The sequence below is a fragment of the Archangium gephyra genome, assembly GCF_049060025.1.
In the GTDB taxonomy this organism is placed as follows: Bacteria; Myxococcota; Myxococcia; order Myxococcales; family Myxococcaceae; genus Archangium; species Archangium gephyra_A.
On record NZ_JBMEQQ010000002.1, the window covers coordinates 7,900,291 to 7,922,685 of the forward strand.

Genomic DNA, 22,395 nt, shown 5'->3' on the forward strand with positions numbered 1-22,395 from the left:
TCCGAGGGATTGAATCAATCCGAGGGGGCCCCGTCTGAAGGAGCAAGAACGATTGGGAGGATAAGACCATGATGCTCCGGAACGGACTCTTCACCCTGGCTCTCTCCGCGCTGTTCCTGGCTCCGGTGTCCGCTCGGGCCGATGATTCGTGGGGCCGGCACGACGCCTCGTCGGTGGGCCAGCAGTCCCACGGCGGGCAGCACATCCACACCGGGGGCTGCTACCACCCGGCGCCGCCGCCTCCTCCGGCCCAGCCTCCGCACTCGAACCGGCCGCGTCACTCGGGCCGCTATGAGCTCCAAACAGTCCAGAAGTTCGTGCCGGGCCACTACGAGCAGGTCTGGGTCGAGCGGGACTGCAGGTACCGCCCGCGCCGCAACGTGACGAAGTGCGAGGGCGGCCACTACGAGAAGCGCTGGGTGGAGGGCTACTACCAGCCGGTGCGGGAGTGGGTCTGGGTCCCCGCGCGCCGTGGCTCCTACGGCCGCGGCTGAGCAGGACGCGCTCCGCACTGAAACCCCTGGCTGTTCCGGACGCCTCGGCCCTTGTGGCCGGGGCGTTCGTGTTGGTGCGCTCCGGGCCGTGCACCGGAGGACGTACGCTGGGTGGAAAAGGCACCGGGTTTCGAGGACGTGGCGGGCCCGCGGTTCGGCATCCGACAGGCAGTCCCGAGTCGCGGACTGCCCCTGGGGCAGGAGCCGGGTTAGAGTCGGGGGGTGTCCTCTCCTGAGCCATTCCTCGGCGTCGTCCTGGTGCCCGCGGCCTCGGCCGCGCGCGAGCCGCTCGCTCGCGCCGCGGGCCAGGCCGGCCTGCGGGTGGTGGAGACGCCGGAGCAGGCCACCATCGCTCTGGTGGACCTCACCACGCCGGAGGGGTCCTCCGCCGTCTCCACGCTGCTCACCACGCCCGCGGGGGCCCGGCTCTCGCTGGTGGCCCTGGTGCATCCGGGGGAGGAGTCCTTCACCTTCCTGGAGTCGCTCAAGCCCGCCGAGGTGATGACGGCCGGGGGCCAGCCCTACGAGCTCGCCTGGAGGCTGCGGCGTGTCGCCGAGCGCCACCGCGAGCGCCAGGAGCTCATGCGGCGGCAGCAGGATTTGTCGCTGCTGGTCGAGCTCACCGCGGACTACGCCGAGAGTTTCGACGTGGAGGCGCTGCTCCATGACGTGACCCGGCGGCTCGCCGAGCGGCTCGGGGTCAGCCGGGCGGCGCTGGTGATGCTGGACAGGAACGGGGAGGGCGCGCGCGTGGTGGCCGCCAGCGACGCTCCCAACCTGGAGGACCTGCGCATCGACCTGGACCGCTACCCGGAGGTGCGGGAGGCGGCGCGCACGGGCAAGCCCGTCATCGTGGAGGATGCGTCCCACCACCCGCTGCTGGAGGGCGTGCAGAACGAGGTGGCCGCGCGAGGCATCCAGGCGCTCGCGGCGCTGCCGCTGCACATCCGGGGCGAGGTGCGCGGGGTGTTGCTGCTGCGGGCCTCGGGCGGGGACCGGCGCACCTTCGCGCCGGATGAAATCGACTTCCTCAACACGGTGGCGCACGCCACGGCGGTGGCGCTGCGCAACGCCTCGCTGCTGCAGACGGTGCGCGGGCAGACCGAGCGCGAGATGTCGGCGCGCATCGCCGCCGAGGCCAAGGCCGCCTCGCTCGAGACGTACCACCTCTTCTTCGCCAACGTGCGCGAGGGGGTGACGATCCTCGATGACAAGGCGTGCGTGCTCAGCCTCAACCCGGCGGGCGAGGCCATCCTGGCGACGCCCTCCGAGAGCGCGTACGGCCGCCACCTGGTGGACGTGACGCAGCCGCTGGACGAGTCGGTGTTGATGGAGCTGGTGACAGCGGCCCGGCGGGGCGAGTCGCGCTCGGACGTGGACCTGATGGTGCGGGCGCCCAATGGCCGGCGCCTCACGTTGAGCTTCTCGGCGGCTCCGCTGGAGGACGGCCGCCGGGCCATCATCCTCTCCTTCCGGGACGTGACGCAGGCGCGCCAGCTCGCCGACGAGCTGCGCCACACCAAGGACTTCCTGGAGCGGCTCATCGACTCCTCGGTGGACGCCATCGTCGCCGCGGACATGCAGGGCCGCATCATCCTCTTCAACAAGGGGGCCGAGGCCCTCTTCGGCTACGGTGCTCCGCAGGCGCTGAGCGGCATGCACGTCAACCAGCTCTACCCCAACGGGGTGGCCCAGCGCATCATGAAGCAGCTGCGCAGCCCGGAGCTCGGCGGGCGTGGGCGGCTGTCGGTGTGCCGCCAGGACGTCGTCAACCGCACGGGGCACCTGGTGCCGGTGAACATGACGGCCTCCATCGTCTACGAGGGCGGCCGCGAGGTGGCCAGCGTGGGCATCTTCACGGACCTGCGCGACCGCATGGAGCTGGAGCGCAAGCTGTCGGACGTGGAGACGCGCCTGGAGGCGAGCGAGAAGAACGCGGTCATCGTCGCGCTGGCCGGCACCGCCGCCCACGAGCTCAACCAGCCGCTCACCTCGGTGATGGGTTACGCGGAGCTGCTCAAGCGCAGGCTGAAGGAGGAGGACACGTCCTACAAGCCGGTGGACATCATCTACCGCGAGGCCGAGCGCATGGCGGAGATCGTCCGGAAGATCGGCCGCATCACGCGTTACGAGACGAAAGCCTACATGGGGTCCCAGCAGATATTGGACCTCGACAAGGCCAGCTCCCATGACGACTGAGTCGCGTCGCCTGCCCGTGCCGGACGTCCCCTCCGCCGAGGCCTTTCGTTCCTTCTTCGAGACGGTGGAGCTGCCGGCGGCGCTCTGCGACCCGCAGCTCCACCTGCTGTTGGGCAACAACGCCTTCGCGCGCTTCTGCTTCGACCATGGGCTGACGGTGGAGCAGATGATGGAGGGGCTGGCGGAGGCGCGGGTGCCCGAGGACGGGGCGGGGTGCGTGGTGGAGGTGCCGCTGCCGCAGGGGGGCGTGGTGGTGATGGAGCTGGCGCGGCGGGGCGAGTCCATTTCGGTGGTGGGGCGGCGCGAGTCGGAGCTGATGCGCGGCCAGTTGGTGGTGGTGGAGCAGGCGCTGCTGGAGCAGGCGCGCACCGAGGGGGTGCTGCTGGACCTGGGGCGCAGCGTGGCCGAGGCGGGCAGCGAGGAGGAACTGGTCGCGGCGGTGGCGCGCGGGGTGAAGGAGCTGTTTCCCGGACGCGCCTTCTGCATCCGCATCATCGACGCGCGCACGGGCGGGCTGACGAGCCTGTACGCCGAGGGGCGGTTGAAGGAGGGCTCCCGCGAGCCGCTGGTGCTCAAGCGCACCGCGGTGGAGAAGATGCACCTGACGGCGGCGTCGATTCCGGTGGGCAAGGTGGTGGTGGCCGCCCTGGTGCCGCTGCTCTTCGAGGGCAGCACGGGCGGGGTGAGCGCGCCGCTGGTGGCCAGCGGGCAGCTCTACGGGGTCATCAACCTGGAGTACCCGGCCTCGTTGCGCGACGAGCCGGACCCGCTGCAGGACGAGCGGGTGCTGGTGCAGCTCGCCAACCAGGTGGCGGTGGCGGTGAAGAACGCGAAGCTCATCGACGAGCTGACGTTCGTGCGCAAGTACCTGGAGGAGCTGCTGGAGAAGGCCAACGCGCTCATCCTGGTGGCCAACCGGGACAAGAAGGTGGTCGTCTTCAACCAGGCCATCAGCCGCCTCACGGGCTTCAGCAAGGAGGAGGTGCTGGGGCAGGACGTCTTCTCGCTGGTGCCGGAGGACGAGCACCTGCGGCTGGCCTCGGTGCTGGCGGCGGCGATGAGGGGCGAGGCGGTGCCCAACTTCGAGCTGCGGTTGCGCACGCGCTCGGGGGAGGCGCGGGTCTCGTTCGCGACGTCGTCGGCGCTCACCTCGCAGGGCGAGGTGGAGGGCGTGATGGCCATCGGTCAGGACGTGACGGTGGTGGCGCAGTTGGAGCAGCGGGTCATCCACGCGGAGAAGCTGGCGTCCATGGGGAAGCTGGCCGCGAGCGTGGCGCATGAAATCAACAACCCGATGACGGCGGTGGTGGCGTACTCGGAGTCGCTGCTGCAGCGGGCGATGATGATGGGGAACGCGGGGGCGGCGGACTCGGAGAAGCTGCGGAAGATATTGGAGAGCGGGCAGCGGATTCTGCGCTTCACGAGGGACCTGACGTCGTACGCGAGGCCGGCGAAGGACAAGGTGGAGCGGGTGCAGCTCAACGCCCTGTTGGACAAGGCGGTGGGCTACTGCGAGCACGTGCTGACGCAGTCGAAGGTGAAGGTGGAGCGCGACTACGGGGAGCTGCCGCCGCTGCCCGCGGTGCCGGCGAACCTGGAGCAGGTGTTCGTGAACCTCATCACCAACGCGTGCCACGCGATGAAGCCGGGCGGTCAGGTGTGGCTGCGGACGAGGCGCGAGGGGCGCGAGGCGGTGGTGTGGGTGAAGGACTCGGGCAGCGGCATCGAGCCGACGCACCTGTCACGCATCTTCGAGCCGTTCTTCACGACGAAGACGGAGGGGACCGGGACGGGGCTGGGGCTCTCCATCGTGCAGCGAATCGTGGAGAAGCACGGGGGCCGGCTGAGCGTGGAGAGCGCGGTGGGCCAGGGCACCACCTTCACCGTGCGCCTGCCGCTCGCGGACTGATCCTCAGCTCTCGGACTCGTCATCGAGCTCGCGGGTGAACTCCTCGTTCGTCAGGAGTCCCTTGCGGGCCATGATGCGCATGAGGGCCCAGAACTTGCGTTCCAGCTCCTCCACGCGGTCCACCGGCTCGGCGGCGGCCGTATCGCCGAAGAGCGAGTCCAGCTCGGCGCTGACGTCCCCGGTGGAGGGCCTGGCGCCGGCGGGCCGGGCCTGGCCTCGCTTGCGCCGCCGCTCCTGTTCGCGCTCCTGGATGAGCTGCTCGAGCGAGACGCGGCGCGTCGTCTCCCCGGGGGGAGCTCCTCGCCGACGATGATCTCCTCGATATCGTCTTCCAGGGCGTCGGGGATGGGCTCCGCCGGGGCCGGGGTGGATGCAGGGGCCGTGCCCGGAGCGGGCCGGTGGTAGTAGCGCTGGATGGCGGCGCGCACGGCGGACAGCGGCGCCACGCGGGGGCTCACCTTCAGGCCGGTGGTGAACTCCATTTCTTGCAGGCCCGCGGTGTCGAGCGGGTCGGCCATGGCCACCACCAGCAGCCGGCGCCCGCCCACGGTCTCCAGGGCCACGGGGAACAGGTCATGCTGCTCGCAGAAGCGCGAGCGCAGCAGGTGGATGGCGCCCCAGTCCGGAGACCGGGCGCCCAGGTCGATGACGGGCACGCCGAGGGCCTCGCTCAGCGCGTGGGCCAGGGTCTTCTCGGTGATGGCGCCCAGCGACACGAGCGCGGCCCCCAACCGCTGATGGGTCCGCTGCTGTGCCTGGAGTGCCGCTTCCAATTGGGCCGCGGTGATCGCCCCCCTCTCCAGGAGCAGCTCGCCGATCCGCTTTCGGGCCATGATCGGCGGCCCTTAGCCCCAGGCCCGGGGTCCGTCAAGCAGGCGACGCAGCGCGACGAACACCGTCCGTCCGCCACCAGACCAGCCGTCCTGTCGGTGTCCGATCGCAAAATTCCCGTGGGATTTCAGCAACTAAGAGCACTGGGCGTACCTTGACACTGTTGGAGGTGCGTTCCTAAAGTCCGGCTCCAATTCATGCCATTCCCGGCAAGGGACCCGTGTGGGTGTCCGTACGGGAACCAACCGGCTGGCTAGGCCCGCCATGTCGGGCAGCCCCTCTCTGGAGGCCATAAGCGATGAACCTGGGGTATTTGACGAATCTGACCATCCTCGCCAGCGCTGATTCCGGCGCCCAGCGCACGTTCTTCCAGGAGGTCGCCATGCGCTGGGAGGCGGGTCAGTGGGGTATGTACCCCATCGCCGTCTGCCTGGTGTTCGCGCTGGCGATCATGATCGAGCGCGGCATCGTGTTGTTCGGCAAGGCCTCCATCAACAAGGACGCCTTCCTGCGCGGGCTCAAGAAGCACATCTACGCCGGTGACCTGGACAAGGCCATCAACTACGTGGCCGGCCAGAAGCAGACGCCGCTCACCCAGGTCATCAAGGCCGGCCTGATGAACGTTCCCAAGGGCGAGGAGGAGGTCCAGGCCGCCCTCGACGAGGCCAGCCTGCGCGAGACCCCGAAGATCGAGGCCCGCACCGGTTACCTCGCCATGCTCGGCAACGCGGCGATGCTCGCCGGGCTTCTCGGGACGGTGTCCGGTCTGATCTCCTGCTTCGAGGCCGTGGCCAACGTGAACCCGGCCGACAAGGCGACCATTCTCGCCCACGGTATTTCCGAAGCCATGAACTGCACCGGCTTCGGTCTGCTCACGGCCATCCCCGCCGTCGTGGCCTTCTCCATCCTGTCGGGCCGCGCCAGCGCCATCGTCAACGACATCAACGAGACCAGCGTTTCCGTGCTGAACCTGATCGTGAACAACCGCGACAAGTTCAAGAACGCCACGGTGTCCGCCTCCGCCCGGGACTCTGAAGAGTAGTCAGGAGTGTAGAAGTTCACTCCTGCAGGGAACCTGGAATCCGGGCGCGTTGTCGGTGGGTGTGACGCGCGCCCTTCTTCGTTGAACGTCGTAGCGAGCGCGGGCGGAAGGAGAGTGCCATGGCCGGTGGAATGGATCTCGGGGGAGGTAAAGGCAAGAAGTCACTCGACGTTGCCATCAACCTCACCCCCTTCATCGACCTGATGGCGGTGACCATCAGCTTCCTCATCATGACGGCCGTCTGGACCCAGATTGGCCGGCTCCAGGTGGCTCAGGCCGGCGGTCCGGCCACCGAGGAAGAGCAGAAGCAGGAAGAGCAGACCAAGACGGTCCAGTTGACGCTGTTCGTCACGCCCACCGAGCTGCGGCTGGCGGCGGACCAGAGCGAGTTCCCGGCCATCGAGGCCAAGCGCGGTGCCAACGGCAAGCTGGACCTGGCGCCGCTGATTGCCCGCTTCAAGGAACTCAAGGCGCAGTTCCCGGATCAGTCGGCCATCACGCTGCAGACCGAGGACAAGGTCCGTTACGAGGACCTGGTGCGCATCATCGATCAATGTGTCGGCGCCGGCCTGCCCCAGGTCTCGGTGTCCGCCATCATGGGTTAGGGAAAGCATCCACCATGGCCATTAAGGTTCCCGGCAAGCGCTACGGCAAGCGGCTGCAACACTCCAAGGTGTTCGGCCACGGCGCCCACCACGCCAAGGGCGGCGGCAACTCGGACGTGCTGATTACGCCGCTCGTCGACATGTTCGTGATCATCGTGCTCTTCCTCATCGCCAACTTCTCGGCGACGGGCGAGGTGCTGATGATGACCAAGGACATCCAGCTGCCCGAGGGTGTCAACGTCAAGGAAATGGAGATGCACCCGGTGGTGATGGTCTCCGGCACCCAGGTCACCATCTCCGGCACCGTCGTGGGCCAGGTGCAGGACCTGGTCAAGGAGGAGTACCTCAACATTCCCGCGCTCGAGGAGAAGCTGCGGGACATGAAGAAGCAGTTCGAGGACCTCCACGCCATGGCCGAGGGCAACACCAACGCCTTCAAGGGTGACGTGAACATCCAGGCCGACAAGGACGTGGAGTTCGCCATCATCAAGCGGGTGATGTTCAGCTGCGCCAGCGCCGGCTACAACAACATCAACTTCGCCACCCTGCAGAAGGGCGAGGTCGGCGCCGAGCCGCCCACGGCCGCCGCCACCCCGTAATCCGTCTCACCCTTCGGGCCCTCTGGCCCGAAGAGCCCGCGCCCCGCGCTCCGGACTTGTCCGGGCCGGGGCGTTGGTGTTTCCAGGGGACATGCCCATGCACCTGCGCGCCGCGCTCTTCGACCTGGATGGCACCCTGCTGGACTCGCTGGAAGATCTCGCCGTGGCGATGAACCACGCCCTGGCCACCCATGGTCTGCCCGTCCACCCGGTGGCCAGCCACCGCCGCTTCGTGGGCGAGGGCGTCCGGGTGTTCGTGGCCCGCGCCGTCCCCCAGGGGCGGGAAGACCTGCACGAGGCGGTGCTGGCCACCTACAAGGCCTTCTACGCCGAGCACATGCTCGACCACACCCGGCCCTATCCCGGCGTGCGTGACGTGCTCGCCCGTCTGCAGGGCGAGGGCGTGAAGCTGGCGGTGTTGAGCAACAAGCCCGACGCGGCCACCCGCCAGTTGGTGGAGGCCCTGCTGCCGGACGTGCGTTTTGGCGCCATCTACGGCGAGCGGGCGGGGGTGCCGCGAAAGCCGGACCCCACGGCGGCGCTCGGGATCGCGGCCGAGCTGGGCGTGGGGCCCGGGGACTGCGCCTTCATCGGCGACACGGCGGTGGACATGGACACCGCGCGCGCCGCCGGCATGTACAGCGTGGGGGTGACCTGGGGCTTCCGCGACGTGGAGGAGCTCCAGGCCCATGGGGCCCGGGCGCTCGCCCACTCCTCGGACGAGCTGCTCCAGGCCCTCGCGAGCGCGCCCCGCGCCGCTACACGACCTTGACGCGGCGGGGGAAGCTACCGGCCCGCTCGGCGCGCTCCTTGTCCTCGGCCCGGTTGTACGCGGTGGCCGCGGCGATGAAGTGGCACACCCAGCCGAGCAATCCGCCGGTGCCCAGCCAGAAGCCCGGGGTGATGATGAGCCAGAAGAGACCCCGGAAGATGTCCCCGTTGTAGAGCTGACCCAGTCCGGGGATGAAGAACGACAGGACGGCGGCGATACCAGGGCGGGACATGTTTTTCGTTTCCTCCTTGTCCTCCCCTACGAAGGCCGCCCGGGCCCATTGCATCCCCAGGACGGGGGTGAGTCCCGGCTGCTCATCTGTCGGGTGGGCAAGGGGGCGAGCCCGGAGGGCGTTTTCCGCTCGCCCCAAGCGGAGTAGCATGCTGCGTCCACACGGCTGGCGGGCCAGCGCGTGTATGGGGGGCACCGCCATTCAGCTGCATTCACAGCGCCTCGACGGCTCGTCGCCATATGGCATGCGGGGTATCGCGGAGATGCTCGCGCTGGGGGCCGTGTATTTCGCCTCCTGCTGGCTGGGGCTCACGCAGACGACCATCGGCAACGCGGCGAGCCCCGTGTGGCCCGCGACGGGGGTGTCGCTGGCGGGCCTGCTCCTGCTCGGCGTGTCCCGCTGGCCCGGCGTCTTCGTGGGCGCCTGCGCCTCCATCCTGTGGTTTGGCCCCGAGCCTTCCCCCGCGACGCTGGCCATGAGCGTGGGCAACACGCTGGAGGCGGTGCTGGGCGTCCTGCTGCTCAGGCGTCTGGGTTTCTCTCCCTCGCTCTCCCGGACGCAGGACGTGCTGGCGCTCACCACCGCGGCGGCCACGTGCACGCTGGCCAGCGCCGGGGTGGGGGCGCTGGGTCTGGCGTTGACGGGCAAGGTGGCCTGGAGCGGTTTCGCCCTCACGGCATGGGTGTGGTGGCTGGGCAACGCCATGGGCGCCCTGGTGGTGACGCCGGTGCTGCTGCTGCTCTCCCGGCCGCACCTGGCGCCGCGCTGGCGCGAGGCGCTGCTGCTGGCGGGGCTCACCCTCGGGGTGCTCCTGTGGGTCTTCAGCAGTGGGGGCGAGCGTGGTTCCCCGCTGGCCCATGCCCAGGTGTTCCTCCTCTTCCCCCTGTGCGTGTGGGCGGCGCTGAGCTTCGGGCCGCCTGGAGCGGCGCTGTCCACGCTCGCCATCGCGGTGGCGTCCATCTGGGGCACCGCCGCGGGCCATGGGCCGTTCTTCTCGAGGGATGCCGGGCGGACGGTGGACCTGTTGGAGCTGCAGCTCTTCCTGGCCATCATCGCCTTCACCGGGCTGGTGCTGGCGGCGGCCCGCGCCGAGCGCAAGGTGGCCCGGGACCAGCTCGAGTTGCTGGCCACCGCCGTGCGCAGCGTGCGCGAGGGCGTGCTCATCTGCGAGGTGCGCCCGGGCGCGGAGCCCCGGCTGGTGTACGCCAACGAGTCCTTCCGCGCCATGGTGGGTTGGTCCCAGGAGGAGCTGGGGGGCCGCCCGCTGGGGGAGCTGTGGGAGGGCTGCGCGGAGCCCGGGGAGCAGCAGCGGCTGGAGGCGGCGCTGCGCGAGAGCGGCTTGTTCCGCGGTGAGGTGGTGCTGGCGCACCAGGACGGCTCGCGGGTGTCCAGCGAGATGCAGCTCTCCCCCGTGCGCGGCGTGGACGGCCAGGTGAGCTACCTCGTGGCCACCCACCGCGACGTCACCACGCAGAAGCAGCTCCAGGCGAAGCTGGTGTCCGCCGAGCGCATCGCCGCGGTGGGCACGCTGGCCGCCGGGGTGGGTCATGAGATCAACAATCCCCTCGCCTACCTGATGCTGAGCCTGGAGGGTGTGTCGCAAAGTCTGGCCCGGGGGCCCGAGGGGCTCGCCGAGGCCCGGGCCGGCCTGGACAGTGCCCGCGAGGGTGCCGAGCGCATCCGCGTCATCGTGCGTGATTTGAAGGTGTTCAGCCGGCAGCAGGGGGAGGAGCGGGCGATGCTGGACGTCAACGAGGTGGTGGTGCCCGCGCTGCGCATGGCGGCCCACGCCGTGCGGCCCCGGGCGCGGCTGGTGGAGGACTTCGGCCAGCCTCCCAAGGTCCTGGGCAGCGAGGCGCGGCTCGGGCAGGTGATGCTCAACCTGCTCGTCAACGCGCTGCAGGCCATCCCCGAGGGCAACCCCGAGCACCACGAGGTGCGGGTGCGCACCGGCCGCGACGACACGGGCCGCGCCCTGGTGGAGGTGTCCGACACGGGCTGTGGCATGGCCCCGCCCGTGCTGGCTCGCATCTTCGACCCGTTTTTCACCACCAAGTCATGGGGGGAGGGTACCGGATTGGGACTCGCCATCTGTCAGCAGATCATCCAGGCCCACGGCGGCGAGCTGCGCGTGAGCAGCGAGGAGGGCAAGGGCTCCAGCTTCACCGTCCTGCTGCCCTCCGCCGAGAGCCGGCCCGCGAAGACGCCCGCGCCTCGGGCCGTCACGCCCGTGCCCATGCTCCCGCCGCGCCGGCGCATCCTCATCATCGACGACGAGCCGCGCCTGGCCCAGTCCATGCGCATGCTCATCGAGCCCACGCACGACGTGTTCGTCACCACGCGCGGCGCCGAGGCCCTCGCGTGGGTGAACGAGGGCCAGCGCTTCGACCTGGTGCTGTGTGATTTGCAGATGCCGGGGACGACGGGCATGGACGTCTATGCCCACCTGAGCGCGCACGTGCCGGAGCTGGCCGAGCGGCTCGTCTTCATCTCCGGAGGCGCCTATACGCAGGCCACGCGCGACTTCGTGCGCTCGGTGCGCAACCGGATACTGGAGAAGCCGGTGCGCCCCGACGAGCTGCTGGCCACCATCGACGAGGCGCTGGCCACCACGACGGCGGCCTGACGCGTCAGACGCGCAGCCACCTGCGGGCGGTGGGCCCGAAGAAGCGCATCACGCCGGACACCAGGAAGAAGCGCACCGAGCGGCCCAGCACCGCCGCCAGGAAGAAGCGGTCCAGCGGCACGCCCACCATGCCGCTGCCGATGGCCACCACCTTGAAGGGCGTGGGCAGCACCGAGCACAGCAGCGCGAGCGCCCAGAAGTTCCGCCCCAGCAACTCGCCCAGCGTCGCGTTGATGCCGAAGCGCGTGATGCGCACGTCCAGGTTGATGTCCAGGAAGCTGATGGCGCCCTGGCGCAGCAGGTCTCCCAGGTAGTAGCCGATGAAGCCGCCGAAGAGGCTGGCCACCGTGCCCATCACCGCGTACTGGACCCACTTCTTCGGCTGGGCGAGCACCATGGGCACCAGCAGCGCGAAGGGCGGAATGGGGAACACAGAGCCGTCCACCACGGACACCAGCAGCATGGCGGCCAGGGCGTACTTCGTGGAGGACAGCGCCTCCACCCGCAGGTAGAGACGGCGGTACCAGGAGAGCTTCTCGGGAGCGGTGGCGGCCACGGGGGTCGAATCGGACATCGCGGCCGCGCACCCTATCGGAATGGAGGCACTTTACCAGCCTTCCGTCCCAGGGCTGACGCCTGCCTGGCGGCTGGGGATGCACCGCATTCACCCGGCCGCTATGACCGGGGTACGGTGTCCCTGCCATGACGACGGCCCTCGAACGTATCGCGCTCACCACCCACGCGCTGAAGGTCTTCCCCCTGCCTTCCGCGGTCCTCTTTCCGCACGCGGCCCTGCCCCTCCATATCTTCGAGCCGCGCTACCGCGCCCTGGTGAAGGACGCGCTCGCCGGGGACAAGGTGATGGCGCTCGCCCAGCTCCAGCCCGGCTGGGAGAGCCAGTACGGCGAGCGGCCTCCCATGCAGCCCATGATGTGTGCGGGACTCATCATCTGGCACGAGGAGCTGCCGGACGGGCGCTACAACATCCTCCTGCAAGGGGTAGCCCGTGCCCGCCTGCTCGAGGAGCTGCCGAGCCAGAACCCGTACCGCGAGGTGCGGGTGCAGTTGCTGCCGGACGGCGAGTACCAGGGGCCCGAGGAGGAGCAGCTCCGTCAGGCCGTCTTCGAGCTGGCGGGGCGGGTGCCGGCCTCCTTCGCGGAGAACCTGCTGCCCGTGGCGGCGCGTACCCAGGGAGGCGCCCTGGCGGACGTGGTGGCAGCCGCCGTCGTCCCGGAGCCGGAGCGGCGCCAGGAGCTGCTGTGCGAGCTGGACGTGCGCACCCGGCTGGAGGCCGTGCTGGATGATGTCGGCGAGCTCATCGCCCGCCTCAGTCCGGTGAAGCCCGTGGGGCCGTTGAACTGAACCCTTGCGTACCGCCCCTCCCGGGCGTCTGCTAGCGCTCCACCAATTCGTAGGGAGGAGCACGTTCCATGCGGCTCGTGAAGATTGGGCTCGCCAGCGTCAACACCACCGTGGGTGCCTTCGGGCGCAACGTGGACAAGGCGCTCGACGTGGCGCGCCGGATGGCCGCCGATGACGTCACCGTGGGCGTCTTCCAGGAGCAGCTCATCGGCGGCTACCCGCCCGAGGACCTGGTGCAGTGGCAGGGCTTCGTCGATCACCAGTGGCCGCAGCTCGAGCGCTTCGCCCGTGAGACGGGCTCGCTGCCCACCGTGTTCCTCGTGGGCGTGGCCGTCATCCACCAGGGCCTGCGCTACAACTGCGCCGCGCTCGTGGCCGGTGGGAAGATTCTCGGCCTGGTGCCCAAGGAGAAGCTGCCCACCTACAACATCTTCTACGAGGGGCGCACCTTCTCCCGCGGCTACCCCGGCATGCGCGAGGAGTTCCACGGCGTCCCCTTCGGCGACTACCTCTTCCGCTTCGACTTCGGCCTGCTCGCCCCCGAGGTGTGCGAGGACATCTGGAGCCCCGAGGCGCCCATGCGGCGGCGCACCTACTCGGGTGCGGATCTGGTGGTGAACGTGTCCGCCTCGCCCTTCCGCGTGGGCCATGGGGACACACGGCGCGAGATGCTCGCCACCCGCGCATCGGACCACCAGTGCACCATCGCCTACTCCAACGCGCTGGGCAGCAACGACGGCATCATTTTCGACGGCGGTGGCTTCATCAACCAGAACGGCAAGCCCGTGCTGGAGGAGCCGCGTTTCCAGGAGGGCTTCGCCGCGGCCGTGGTGGACCTGGACCGCACCCTGCGCCTGCGCGCGGAGAACACCACCTGGCGCAGTGACCGCGAGGCGTGGCTGCGCGAGGGCGGCAAGCTGGTGCCCACCATCGACTGCACCGCGGCCTTCACCAGCCGGCGCGAGACGCTGCGCTACCCGGTGCCCGCGCACCGCAGCTTCTTCCTCCCCGCTCCCGACACGCGACGCGATCCCCGCTCGGCCCTGTGCGAGGACATCCTCGACGCGCTCTCCCTGGGCATCGGCGACTACTTCGAGAAGACGCGCGCCTTCAAGGTCATCGGCATCGCGCTCTCCGGCGGCCGGGACTCGCTGCTCACCCTGCTCATCGCCCACCGCTACGCGAAGCGCGTGCGGCCGGACGACCCGGGCAGCCTGCTGCGCGCCTTCTACATGCCCAGCCGCTACTCCAGCGACGCCACCCGCGAGGCCGCGGAGACCATCGCCCGCGAGCTGGGTGTGTCCTTCCAGGTGGTCCCCATCGAGGAGGCCTTCGAGCGCGAGCTGGCCATCGCCCGCACCATGCTCGCCGGCGCCGAGGTGACGCCCATCACCGAGCAGAACATCCAGGCCCGGCTGCGCGCCCAGCGCATGTGGAACTGGTCCAACTCCAGCGGCGGCCTCTTCCTGCAGACGGGCAACATGAGCGAGCGCGCCGTGGGCTACACCACCACGGGGGGAGATCTCATGGGCGCCCTGGCCGTCATCGCCAACGTGCCCAAGACGGTCGTCATGTACCTGCTGGACTACCTGCTGGAGCAGACGGGCTCCGAGGGCATCCGCAAGGTGCTGGCCAAGCCGGCCGGGCCGGAGCTGGCGCACAACCAGGTGGGCGAGGAGGAGTTGATGCCCTTCCCCATCCTCGATGCCTGCTTCTACCTCTTCGCCGGGGAGAAGTTGGTGCCCTCGGAGATGCAGGCCGCGCTGGAGGCCATGTTCCCCGAGGTGGACGGCGCGCGGCTGCGCGGCTACGTGGAGAAGTTCATCCGGCTCTTCCTCCAGTCCATCTACAAGTGGGTGCAGGCGCCGCTGTCGCTGCACATCGGCAACCTGGACCTGGACCGCGAGCGCGCGCTGCAACTGCCCGTCGTCACCAGCAGCGACTGGACGAAGGGGTAGCGCGTCAACCCCCGCGCGACTGTCTCCCGCATGCCTGGCTGGGTACTCCTCGGCCGGGGTCACGGTCACGTCCGTGACAGGTATCGCGCCTTGCCGCGAATGTTCCCGGTAACGAACTTCCCGTCAGCCACCCGACGGACGGAGGTTCGGATGAAACTGAAGATTCTTGCTGGGCTCGTGACCGCGCTCATCTACGGCAACGCTGCGATGGCCCAGGACGTGAACGATACGAACACCCAGGGACAGGAGTCCCCGGACAACATCGGTGGTTCGGGGCTGGATGACACCACGCAGGATGAGCTCATCATCCTCGACCAGGAGGATGTCGCTCCGGTGCCCGACACCGGTCTGCAGGGCGAGGGCGTGGGCGGCTCGGGCCAGACCGGGCAGCAGCACGTGCAGCCCAAGGCGGGCATCCCCATGCAGCAGGGCGGCGTGACGCTCTACTGCACCCCGGTGCAGGGCCAGGCCACTGGCGGCAGCGGCGTGCTGCAGGGCGACGAGCAGTCCTCGCTGCAGCGGGACTACGACGTGCAGGTCGGTGAGGTCGACGACTTCAACGAGGATGCCTTCGGCGGCTCCGGCTACGACATGAAGGACGAGGACGAGGGCCAGAAGAAGGGCGACATGCGCGGCCTGTCCGTGATGGTCGGTGCCGGCGTGGAAGGCTACACCGGTGGCCTCGCTCCGGAGATCAACCCCGGCGCGACCGTGGGCGTGCTGGCGGCCATCAAGCCCAGCAAGGTGCTCGGCCTCGAGCTCGGCTACAGCGGCGCGGTGAACAACCTGGATGCGGACGTGGGCGGCAGCGGCCCGGACATCGTGCGCAACGGCGCCGTGGCCAACCTCACCCTCGGCCTGTCCGCGGCTCCCGTGCAGCCCTACCTGCTCGGTGGCTTCGGCATGAACTGGTACAACATCCGCAACGGCGAGGCGCTCGGCTTCTCGGATGACACCAGCTCGCGCATCCCCGTGGGCATCGGTCTGCGCACGCACATCGGTGACTTCACCGCCGACGCGCGCGTCAACTACAACGTCCTCCTCAACGAGGACTTCGCCCCGGGCAACGTGGACGACGGCCAGTTCGGCACCGGTAGCTACCAGGGCACCCTCAACCTCGGCGGCACCTTCTAGGCTGACGGTGTGATGGCGGCCTGACAGTCCAGCGGCGCGGTGCCTCGACGAGTGGGCACCGCGCCGCGTTTTTCCTTTCAAGAGGGCAGCGCCCGTGCAACCAGCGCGTTAAGGTGGCGGCTTTCACGGGAGACAGTGCATGAGCTTGCAGATGGATGATGTGAAGGTGGGGACGGGGACCGAGGCGACTCCGGGCAAGACGGTGACGGTGCATTACGTGGGCACCCTCACGAATGGCTCGAAGTTCGACAGCAGCCGGGATCGCGGCCAGGGCTTCACCTTCCGGCTCGGCGCGGGCCAGGTCATCCAGGGCTGGGACAAGGGCGTGGCCGGCATGAAGGTCGGCGGCGTGCGCAAGCTCACCATCCCCCCCGAGATGGGCTACGGCGCCGGCGGCTTCCCGCCCGTCATTCCGCCCAACTCGACGCTCGTTTTCGAAGTGGAACTGCTGGACGTCCGCTAGGAGGCCCTCATGGCCACGTTGGAGATCGGCAAGGAGAACTTCGAGGCCACGGTGTCCAAGCAGGGCATCGTGCTGCTCGACTGGTGGGCGGCGTGGTGCGGTCCCTGCCGCGCCTTCGCTCCCATCTTCGAGAAGGCCTCCGAGAAGCACCCGGACATCACCTTCGGGAAGATCGACACGGACGCGCAGCCGGAGCTGTCCGGCGCGTTTGGCATCCGCTCCATCCCCACGCTGATGATCTTCCGCGACGGCATCCAGCTCTTCAACCGGCCCGGAGCCCTGCCGGAGGCGGCGCTGGAGCAGCTCCTCGGCCAGGTGCGCGCGCTGGACATGGACGACGTGCGCAAGAAGATCGAGGAGCACGAGCGCTCCCAGGAGCCGAAGGCCTGAGATGTCCCTGAGCGCGGTCCTGTTCGACATGGACGGCGCTTCCGGGGCAGTCCGACTGCCCCTCACAGGGGGCCCGGCGTCTCCTGGAGCGCGTTGAGGTAGTCGACGATGGCGTCCACCTCCGCGTCGCCGAGCATCTGCTCGGTGAAGGCGGGCATGGCGCCCACGCCCTTGCGAATCTGCGTGCGCATGGCGAAACCGGGCAGCGGCTTGTTGTTGATGCCCGGGCCCAGGCCGCCCGCTCCTCCCGGGTGGCAGCCGTTGCACTCGCGCATGAAGAGCACCTGCCCCTGTTTCTGGCGCTCGGTGAGGTTCAGCGGGGGGCCGAAGGGCACTCCCCGGCGCGCGGGGCCGCAGCCGCTGGAAGCCAGGGCCGCCAGGGTGGTGAGCGCGAGCAGACAGCCAGTGGCCTTCATGGGCCCTCCTTCTTCCCGGTGGGAGTGATGCGCCAGAGCACGCCCGTCGCCTTGTAGGGAGTGATGTCCTTGCCAATGACGGTCATCACTCCGAAGTCGACGACGTAGAGCGCGCCGTTGTCCGGGTCGAAGCGCACGGCGATGGGGCGCTCGAGCCCGCCGGTGCCCAGGTGCGAGGCCGGGCCGCCGCTGCCCTTGTCCTTGTTGGCGGCGAAGTCCTGGATGACGCCGTTGGTGACGTCCACCCGCACCACCTTGTAGCCCACCGGCGACATCACCTTGCCCGTGTCGGGCGCCTGGTCACCGAACTGCGCGACGAAGGCCAGCCCCCGGTGGCCGAAGGCGCCGCCGCGCGAGAAGTCCACCCCGTTGGAGGACGAGTGCACGCCGAAGAAGGCCACCGGCCGCGGCGGCGGAGCGGGGTGCTCGGCCAGGAGGAACTGGGGCGGCTGGTCCTTGCCGGAGGGTTTGAACCACTCCTGGTTGACGGGGCGGCCTCCGGCGAAGTCGGGGAAGCCGTACCAGCGCCCGGGCTCCACCGCCCAGAGGTAGTCCCCGGCACCGAAGATGGGACGGCTGCCGCGCTCGTCGTGGCCGTTCTCCGTCACGTAGAGCTGGCCCTCCGGAGAGAAGGCGAGGCCGTACGGGTTGCGGAAGCCCCACGCCAGCAGTTCCGGCGCGGAGGAGCCCGGAGCGAGCCGGAAGACGGCGCCGGAGCACGGCACCCGGCCGCGGATGACCTGGTCCGGCTTCGTCTCCGTGCCGAAGGGGACGAAGGCGCCGGTGGTGGCCTGGTCGTCCGGGTCGGGCGTGCGCGGGTCGGGGCTGCTGAAGTTGAGGCCGCGCAGGATGACGTCACGGCAGGGGATGTCGTGGAACTCGGCGGCGCGCGACATCCAGTTGATGCTCTCCGCGTTCGCGCTGTCCGGCCCCACCACGCCCGAGTTCGTCGCGGTGCCCACGGAGAAGTAGAGCGCCCCATCCGGGCCGATGGCCGGGCCGTTGGTGTGATGGTCTCCCAGGCTGGGCAGGCCGGAGACGAGCGGGGTGAGCGTTCCGTCCGGGGTGATGCGGACGATGCGGCCGCCTCCCTGCGTGCCGCCCTCGGCGACGTAGAAGGCTCCCTGGTGGAAGACGACGCCCGTCCAGGGCGGGTGCGCGCCCGTGGCCACCACGGTGTGGCTGCCATCCGGGTTGATGCGCAGCAGGCGCGGCTCGGTGAAGTCCTCGCCGTAGGAGTAGCCCGCCTCGATGACGTAGGGCGTGCCCTGGTCGTCGAAGGTGACCGAGGTGGGGTAGGTGAGCCCGGTGGCGATGGGTTCGATGCGGTAGCCCTCGGGCACCGCGATGGCGGCCGGGTCGAGGCGCCGGGGCGGTTTGAACTCCTCCCGGGTCTTGTCTCCCGCGGTGAGGTGGAAGCAGCCCGTGCCGAGGAACAGCGCACAGGTCACGAGGGCCGGACGGCGGACGAGGTCGAAGCGCATGAGCGGCCCCCGACGGTAGAAAACCTCGCGGGGCTCGGACAGCGCCTTGGGTGGCCAGGGTCGCGTGCGGAACGTTGCCGGGGCGGGCCGTTGAATGGCCAACCCCTCCCCGGGGGACGAGCCTATTCGGCTTGGAGCTGCTCTGGCTCCCCGAGGGAGCGGCCGGGCGGTGAACAGTCGGGGGGCCCCGCGTTTCAAGCGGGTGCCGTTCTGGGGCAGGCTTGGGCCCATGGCGTTGGAACGGGTCCGGTCCTGGTGGCGGGGCGAGACGGCACAGCCCCTGCGTCCCCTGGTGGAGTGGCTGGGCCGCTGCCCGCTGCTGCTGGTGCTCCAGGTGCTGCCCGTCTGCATCGTCTGGGGCGGTTTCGAGTCGCTGGGGTTGCCGAGCCTCTTCTTCCATGACGTGCCCCGGGTGACGTTCGTCGCGGCCTTCATGGCGGCGATGTTGTTGGGGCAGCTCTGCTTCATCGGCTACCTGCTGGACGCGGACGAGAAGTGGGCCCTGGCGCCCCGGCGCGGCAAGCCGGGTGGGGTGCCGCCCACCATCCGCTGGTACCTCTTCCGCACCGGCACCTATCCCGCCTGGCTGGTGGTGCTCAGCATTCCGTGCCTCATCGACCGGCACTTCGCCTTCCTCTTCGGCGTGCTGGCCGCGCTGGGCGTCATGCTGCTGCTCACGCGCGGCGCCGAGTGGCTGCAGGGCTGGTACGAGTCGGACCGGCAGCGCCACCCCTGGCTGCGGTGGATTGAGGCGACGTTCTTCCGCAGGCGCTCGACGCTCATCGTGGTGCTGCACGTGCTGCAGGGGGGGCTGCTCGCCGTCTTCCTGCTGGGCTACCTGTTGGCGGCCGCGCACGTGGCCTTCACGGGCAACCACGGGTGGGTGTCGCCGGCCGTGGTCATCTGCGTGGCGATCGGCCTGTGCGGCGCCGTCTACGGGGCCATCCGCTTCTTCTTCCCCGAGCGGCACATGGGCGCGCTCCTCCTCTCGGGCTTCCTGGTGGTGTTCACCGGGCGCGGGTGTGCGGACGTCTCCTCTTACGACGAGCTGTCCCTGCCCCAGCCGCCCGCGTACGCGGGAGCGAGCCTCGCCTCTCCCCAGGACGCGGGGCTGCTGGGGGACGGCGCCGTGCTGGACGCGTGGTTGGCGCGGATGCGGGCGGAGCCTCCTCCCGGCGCGGTGTGGCCCACGCAGGGCGAGGTACAGCTCGCCTCGGGGCAGGCGGTGCCGCGCTGCGAGCCGGGGCCGAGGCCTCGGCTGGCGTTGGTGGCGACGAGTGGAGGTGGCATCCGCGCCGCGGCGTGGACGGCGCATGTGCTCGCCAGGCTGCAGGGCCCCGAGGGCGTGCCGGGCTTCCACCGTTACGTGCGCCTCGTCACCGGAGCCTCGGGCGGCATGGTGGGGGCGGGCACCTGGGTGGCCGGGCTCCACCCCGGAGGCCTGGGCGAGCCGGGCGTGCTGCCCGCGATGATGCAGCAGGACAGCCTGTCGTCGGCGGCCATCGCGCTGCTGCTGCCCTTCGGTGAGAGCCGCGGCCGCGCCCTGGAGAACGCGTGGATCCGGCACACCGGCGGCCTCCTGGGGCGCACCTTCGGGGACCTGCGCCAGGGCGAGGCGGAGGGCTGGCTTCCCTCGCTGGTGTACTCGCCCATGCTGGTGGAGGACGGGCGGCGGCTGCTGGTGAGCAACCTGGACCTGTCGCCGCTGACGTCCTCGGAGGCGAGCTCGCTGGTGGTGGAGCGCAACGGCGATGGGCCCCGCGAGCAGGCGCTGTCCCGGCTGTCGCTCTCAGGGGTGCAGCTCTTCCAGCTCTTCCCCCTCAAGCAGCGGGCCTTCCCGGTGGCGGCCGCGGCGCGCATGAGCGCGTCCTTCCCCTACGTCAGCCCGGCGAGCTCGCTGCCCACCTCTCCGCGCGTGCGCGTGGTGGACGCGGGCTATTACGACAACTACGGCGTGGACCTGGCGGTGCAGTGGCTGCACGCCCATCGCGACTGGGTGCGCGAGTGCACCTCGGGCGTGGTGCTCATCCAGATTCGCGACCACCTGGGCAACGGCCGGCGCACGAAGCTGCAGGCGGACGGCGCGGACGGGCTGATGGGCGGGCTCACCTCACCCCTGGAGGCGGTGCTCCGGGCGCGCGAGTCCAGCATGTCCTTCCGCAACGACGAGTTGCTGAGCATGGTGCAGGACGAGCTGAACGGGGCAGAGCCGTGCTTCTTCACCACCGCCATCTTCGAGCCTCGGCGAGACGGCCCCGCTGAGCTGGGCGCTGACGGATCTCGACGTGGCCAGGCTGGAGCACGCGGCGGGCAGCCCCGCGCTCCGGGCCCGCGTGGACGCCGTGCGCGAGTGGCTCACCGCGGGCCCCGAAGCACAGCAGCGGGCCCGCGAACGCGGCTTGTGTCCGGGTGGACGCGAGCTGTGACGCTCAGACGCCCGGGATGATGGGGCGCAGCGCCGCGGCGAACTCCTCCTCGCCCGGGTACACGGGGTGCCGCACCCACGTGCGCGCCTCCACCCCGCCGCGCAGGAGCTGCGTGCCCGTCTCGTGCTCCAATGTCCACTCCGGCACGTCCCCCACGAGGTACTCCACTCCCCACGGTGAGGCACACTCTTCCCAATCCTCTTGTGGGAGGTTTCCCCACGGGTAGCGACGTCCGTCGGTTCCACGGGCCGCCATCTCCCACTCATCCGCACTTGGGAGGCGGATGTGTGCATTCTCGATGCGGGAGAAGCTCCTCGCACAGCCGCTCGGCCTCCTTGAAGGAGCCAAGCCACACCTGCTCGTGGTCAAGCGCGACACGGGTGGGTTGTGGGTTACCCACCCACCTCGCCAGAGGCCTGTCCACAGGGACCTGGGCCACGAAGAAGCCCGGGGAGGTGACGCGGCGCACGGGGTTGGCGCCCAGCAGGTGCTCCACGGGGGCAATCCACCGCAGCGGCAGCCCGGAGCGCTCCAGGAAGAAGCGGCCGTCCTGCTGCACCACGCCCGGCGGGAGCTGCCGGGGCATCTTGCCCATGGACAGGGCCGTGGTGAGCGAGTGCAGCAGCAGCGAGGCGGAGTCCGTCACCTCCAGCTCCCCGGCCAGCAGCCGCCACAGGGGGCGGAGCGGATCCCTCCCCGGCACGCTGTCCCCTGGGTGCCTGCGCTCCTGGAGGTACCGGATGACCCCCTGCCAGAGCGCCTCGAGGAAACGGCGCTCGCGCGGCTCGTCCACCTCCTGCAGCAGGCCAGGCAGGTCCGAGGACTGGAGGGCGGGGAGCACGTCGCGCGCCCGCAGCCGCGCGGCCGCCAGCACCGCCGTCATGCGCACTTCCAGATCCGCGTCCTTCAGGGCCGCGCGCAGCACGTCGTCGAAGCGGGGGTTGGGGCCCTGCTCCAGCATCAGCCAGCGCAGCGCCTGCCGCCGCTCCTCGAGCGTGGACAGGCCCCGGGACACCACCGTGTTCTCGCGGGACTCGCCCAATTCCTGCGAAGGCCCCGGGTATAGCCTGACCCCCAGCTCCTGCACCGCGGCCAGGCCCCGGCCGACGAGCGATTGCACCCGCAGGATGTACGGGCCGATGACGAGCTCGTCCTCGGACTTCAGCACGCACGGGTGCGCCACCGGCCTGCCGTTGAGCCAGGTTCCGTTCTTCGAGCCTTCATCCAGCACGATGGCTGCCCCCTCGATAGCGACCAGTCTGCAGTGGGTGCGAGAGACGCTCCCGCTGTCGAGCACGAGATCGTTCGTCGGATCCCTCCCGATGGCGATTTCACGTGATGCCAGGGTGCCCGTCGTCATGTTGCTCTCTCCGATGAGCCCGACAGTGATGTTGAACACGCGTGCTCCTCTGGGTGGGAGGGCCGGTCCATCTCCCGGCAGCCGCCGAAACTC

At 69.9% G+C, this 22,395-nt stretch carries 20 protein-coding genes and 1 pseudogene; 14 read left to right on the top strand and 7 right to left on the bottom strand.

Annotated features, from left to right (window positions below):
* Window positions 1-68: 68 nt before the first annotated feature.
* The 3 genes from ACN28I_RS34635 (at window position 69) to ACN28I_RS34645 (ending at window position 4,602) form a co-directional block, all read left to right on the top strand.
* Window positions 69-494, top strand: a complete 426-nt coding sequence (locus ACN28I_RS34635) for a hypothetical protein (protein WP_420946180.1) — start codon at window positions 69-71, stop codon at window positions 492-494.
* 222 nt (window positions 495-716) lie between these two features.
* The gene (locus tag ACN28I_RS34640; RefSeq protein ID WP_420946181.1) at window positions 717-2,693 is read left to right on the top strand and encodes a PAS domain S-box protein; all 1,977 of its coding nucleotides are present in this window, start codon (window positions 717-719) and stop codon (window positions 2,691-2,693) included.
* On the top strand, window positions 2,683-4,602 hold the full coding sequence (locus ACN28I_RS34645) for an ATP-binding protein (RefSeq protein WP_420946182.1): 1,920 nt from the start codon (window positions 2,683-2,685) through the stop codon (window positions 4,600-4,602). The genes ACN28I_RS34640 and ACN28I_RS34645 overlap by 11 nt, the downstream gene beginning before the upstream one ends.
* A 3-nt stretch (window positions 4,603-4,605) precedes the next feature.
* Here ACN28I_RS34645 and ACN28I_RS34650 read toward each other — a convergent pair.
* Window positions 4,606-5,435 (bottom strand): annotated as a pseudogene (locus ACN28I_RS34650) (hypothetical protein).
* 296 nt (window positions 5,436-5,731) lie between these two features.
* On the opposite strand from ACN28I_RS34650, the gene ACN28I_RS34655 reads away from it, so the two are divergent.
* The 4 genes from ACN28I_RS34655 (at window position 5,732) to ACN28I_RS34670 (ending at window position 8,451) form a co-directional block, all read left to right on the top strand.
* On the top strand, window positions 5,732-6,475 hold the full coding sequence (locus ACN28I_RS34655) for a MotA/TolQ/ExbB proton channel family protein (protein ID WP_420946183.1): 744 nt from the start codon (window positions 5,732-5,734) through the stop codon (window positions 6,473-6,475).
* Between the two features lie 119 nt (window positions 6,476-6,594).
* Window positions 6,595-7,080, top strand: a complete 486-nt coding sequence (locus tag ACN28I_RS34660; RefSeq protein ID WP_420946184.1) for an ExbD/TolR family protein — start codon at window positions 6,595-6,597, stop codon at window positions 7,078-7,080.
* A gap of 14 nt (window positions 7,081-7,094) precedes the next feature.
* Window positions 7,095-7,679, top strand: coding sequence for an ExbD/TolR family protein (locus tag ACN28I_RS34665; RefSeq protein WP_420946185.1), 585 nt, complete (start codon window positions 7,095-7,097; stop codon window positions 7,677-7,679).
* Window positions 7,680-7,770: 91 nt separating this feature from the next.
* A complete protein-coding gene (locus ACN28I_RS34670) occupies window positions 7,771-8,451 on the top strand; it encodes an HAD family hydrolase (protein WP_420946186.1) in 681 nt (226 codons plus the stop codon).
* Here ACN28I_RS34670 and ACN28I_RS34675 read toward each other — a convergent pair.
* Window positions 8,438-8,683 (bottom strand): hypothetical protein, encoded by a 246-nt coding sequence (locus ACN28I_RS34675; protein WP_420946187.1) that lies wholly within the window; start codon window positions 8,681-8,683, stop codon window positions 8,438-8,440. The two genes, ACN28I_RS34670 and ACN28I_RS34675, sit on opposite strands and share 14 nt — an antisense overlap.
* 244 nt (window positions 8,684-8,927) lie before the next feature.
* Between ACN28I_RS34675 and ACN28I_RS34680 the strand changes: the two genes are divergently transcribed.
* On the top strand, window positions 8,928-11,309 hold the full coding sequence (locus tag ACN28I_RS34680; protein ID WP_420946188.1) for an MASE1 domain-containing protein: 2,382 nt from the start codon (window positions 8,928-8,930) through the stop codon (window positions 11,307-11,309).
* A gap of 4 nt (window positions 11,310-11,313) precedes the next feature.
* Here ACN28I_RS34680 and ACN28I_RS34685 read toward each other — a convergent pair whose 3' ends face one another.
* A complete protein-coding gene (locus ACN28I_RS34685; RefSeq protein ID WP_420946189.1) occupies window positions 11,314-11,883 on the bottom strand; it encodes a YqaA family protein in 570 nt (189 codons plus the stop codon).
* Between the two features lie 128 nt (window positions 11,884-12,011).
* On the opposite strand from ACN28I_RS34685, the gene ACN28I_RS34690 reads away from it, so the two are divergent.
* The 5 genes from ACN28I_RS34690 to trxA all read left to right on the top strand — a co-directional run bounded on the left by ACN28I_RS34690 (window position 12,012) and on the right by trxA (window position 16,616).
* Complete coding sequence (locus ACN28I_RS34690) at window positions 12,012-12,671, top strand: LON peptidase substrate-binding domain-containing protein (RefSeq protein ID WP_420946190.1); 660 nt, start codon at window positions 12,012-12,014, stop codon at window positions 12,669-12,671.
* A gap of 68 nt (window positions 12,672-12,739) precedes the next feature.
* The gene (gene nadE / locus ACN28I_RS34695; protein ID WP_420946191.1) at window positions 12,740-14,629 is read left to right on the top strand and encodes an NAD(+) synthase; all 1,890 of its coding nucleotides are present in this window, start codon (window positions 12,740-12,742) and stop codon (window positions 14,627-14,629) included.
* Window positions 14,630-14,779: 150 nt separating this feature from the next.
* Window positions 14,780-15,763: a hypothetical protein gene (locus ACN28I_RS34700; protein ID WP_420946192.1), complete on the top strand. Its 984-nt coding sequence runs from the start codon at window positions 14,780-14,782 to the stop codon at window positions 15,761-15,763.
* A 139-nt stretch (window positions 15,764-15,902) separates the two neighbouring features.
* Window positions 15,903-16,226: an FKBP-type peptidyl-prolyl cis-trans isomerase gene (locus ACN28I_RS34705; protein WP_420946193.1), complete on the top strand. Its 324-nt coding sequence runs from the start codon at window positions 15,903-15,905 to the stop codon at window positions 16,224-16,226.
* A gap of 9 nt (window positions 16,227-16,235) precedes the next feature.
* Window positions 16,236-16,616, top strand: a complete 381-nt coding sequence (gene trxA, locus ACN28I_RS34710) for a thioredoxin (protein ID WP_420946194.1) — start codon at window positions 16,236-16,238, stop codon at window positions 16,614-16,616.
* 62 nt (window positions 16,617-16,678) lie between these two features.
* Here the strand turns inward: trxA and ACN28I_RS34715 are convergent, their stop codons facing one another.
* Both ACN28I_RS34715 and ACN28I_RS34720 read right to left on the bottom strand, forming a co-directional pair.
* Window positions 16,679-17,032: a c-type cytochrome gene (locus ACN28I_RS34715; RefSeq protein WP_420946195.1), complete on the bottom strand. Its 354-nt coding sequence runs from the start codon at window positions 17,030-17,032 to the stop codon at window positions 16,679-16,681.
* Window positions 17,029-18,516, bottom strand: coding sequence for a PQQ-dependent sugar dehydrogenase (locus tag ACN28I_RS34720; protein WP_420946196.1), 1,488 nt, complete (start codon window positions 18,514-18,516; stop codon window positions 17,029-17,031). Before ACN28I_RS34720 ends, ACN28I_RS34715 begins: the two co-directional genes overlap by 4 nt.
* 229 nt (window positions 18,517-18,745) lie before the next feature.
* Here ACN28I_RS34720 and ACN28I_RS34725 point away from each other — a divergent pair, with 229 nt between their 5' ends.
* Entirely contained in the window at window positions 18,746-20,962 is a 2,217-nt protein-coding gene (locus ACN28I_RS34725) for a hypothetical protein (protein WP_420946197.1), read from the top strand.
* Here ACN28I_RS34725 and ACN28I_RS34730 read toward each other — a convergent pair.
* A complete protein-coding gene (locus tag ACN28I_RS34730; RefSeq protein WP_420946198.1) occupies window positions 20,946-21,320 on the bottom strand; it encodes an SUMF1/EgtB/PvdO family nonheme iron enzyme in 375 nt (124 codons plus the stop codon). The two genes, ACN28I_RS34725 and ACN28I_RS34730, sit on opposite strands and share 17 nt — an antisense overlap.
* Window positions 21,205-22,341 carry an FHA domain-containing protein gene (locus tag ACN28I_RS34735; protein ID WP_420946199.1) on the bottom strand — a complete coding sequence of 379 codons (1,137 nt, stop codon included), beginning with the start codon at window positions 22,339-22,341 and terminating at the stop codon, window positions 21,205-21,207. Before ACN28I_RS34735 ends, ACN28I_RS34730 begins: the two co-directional genes overlap by 116 nt.
* Between the last annotated feature and the right edge of the window lie 54 nt (window positions 22,342-22,395).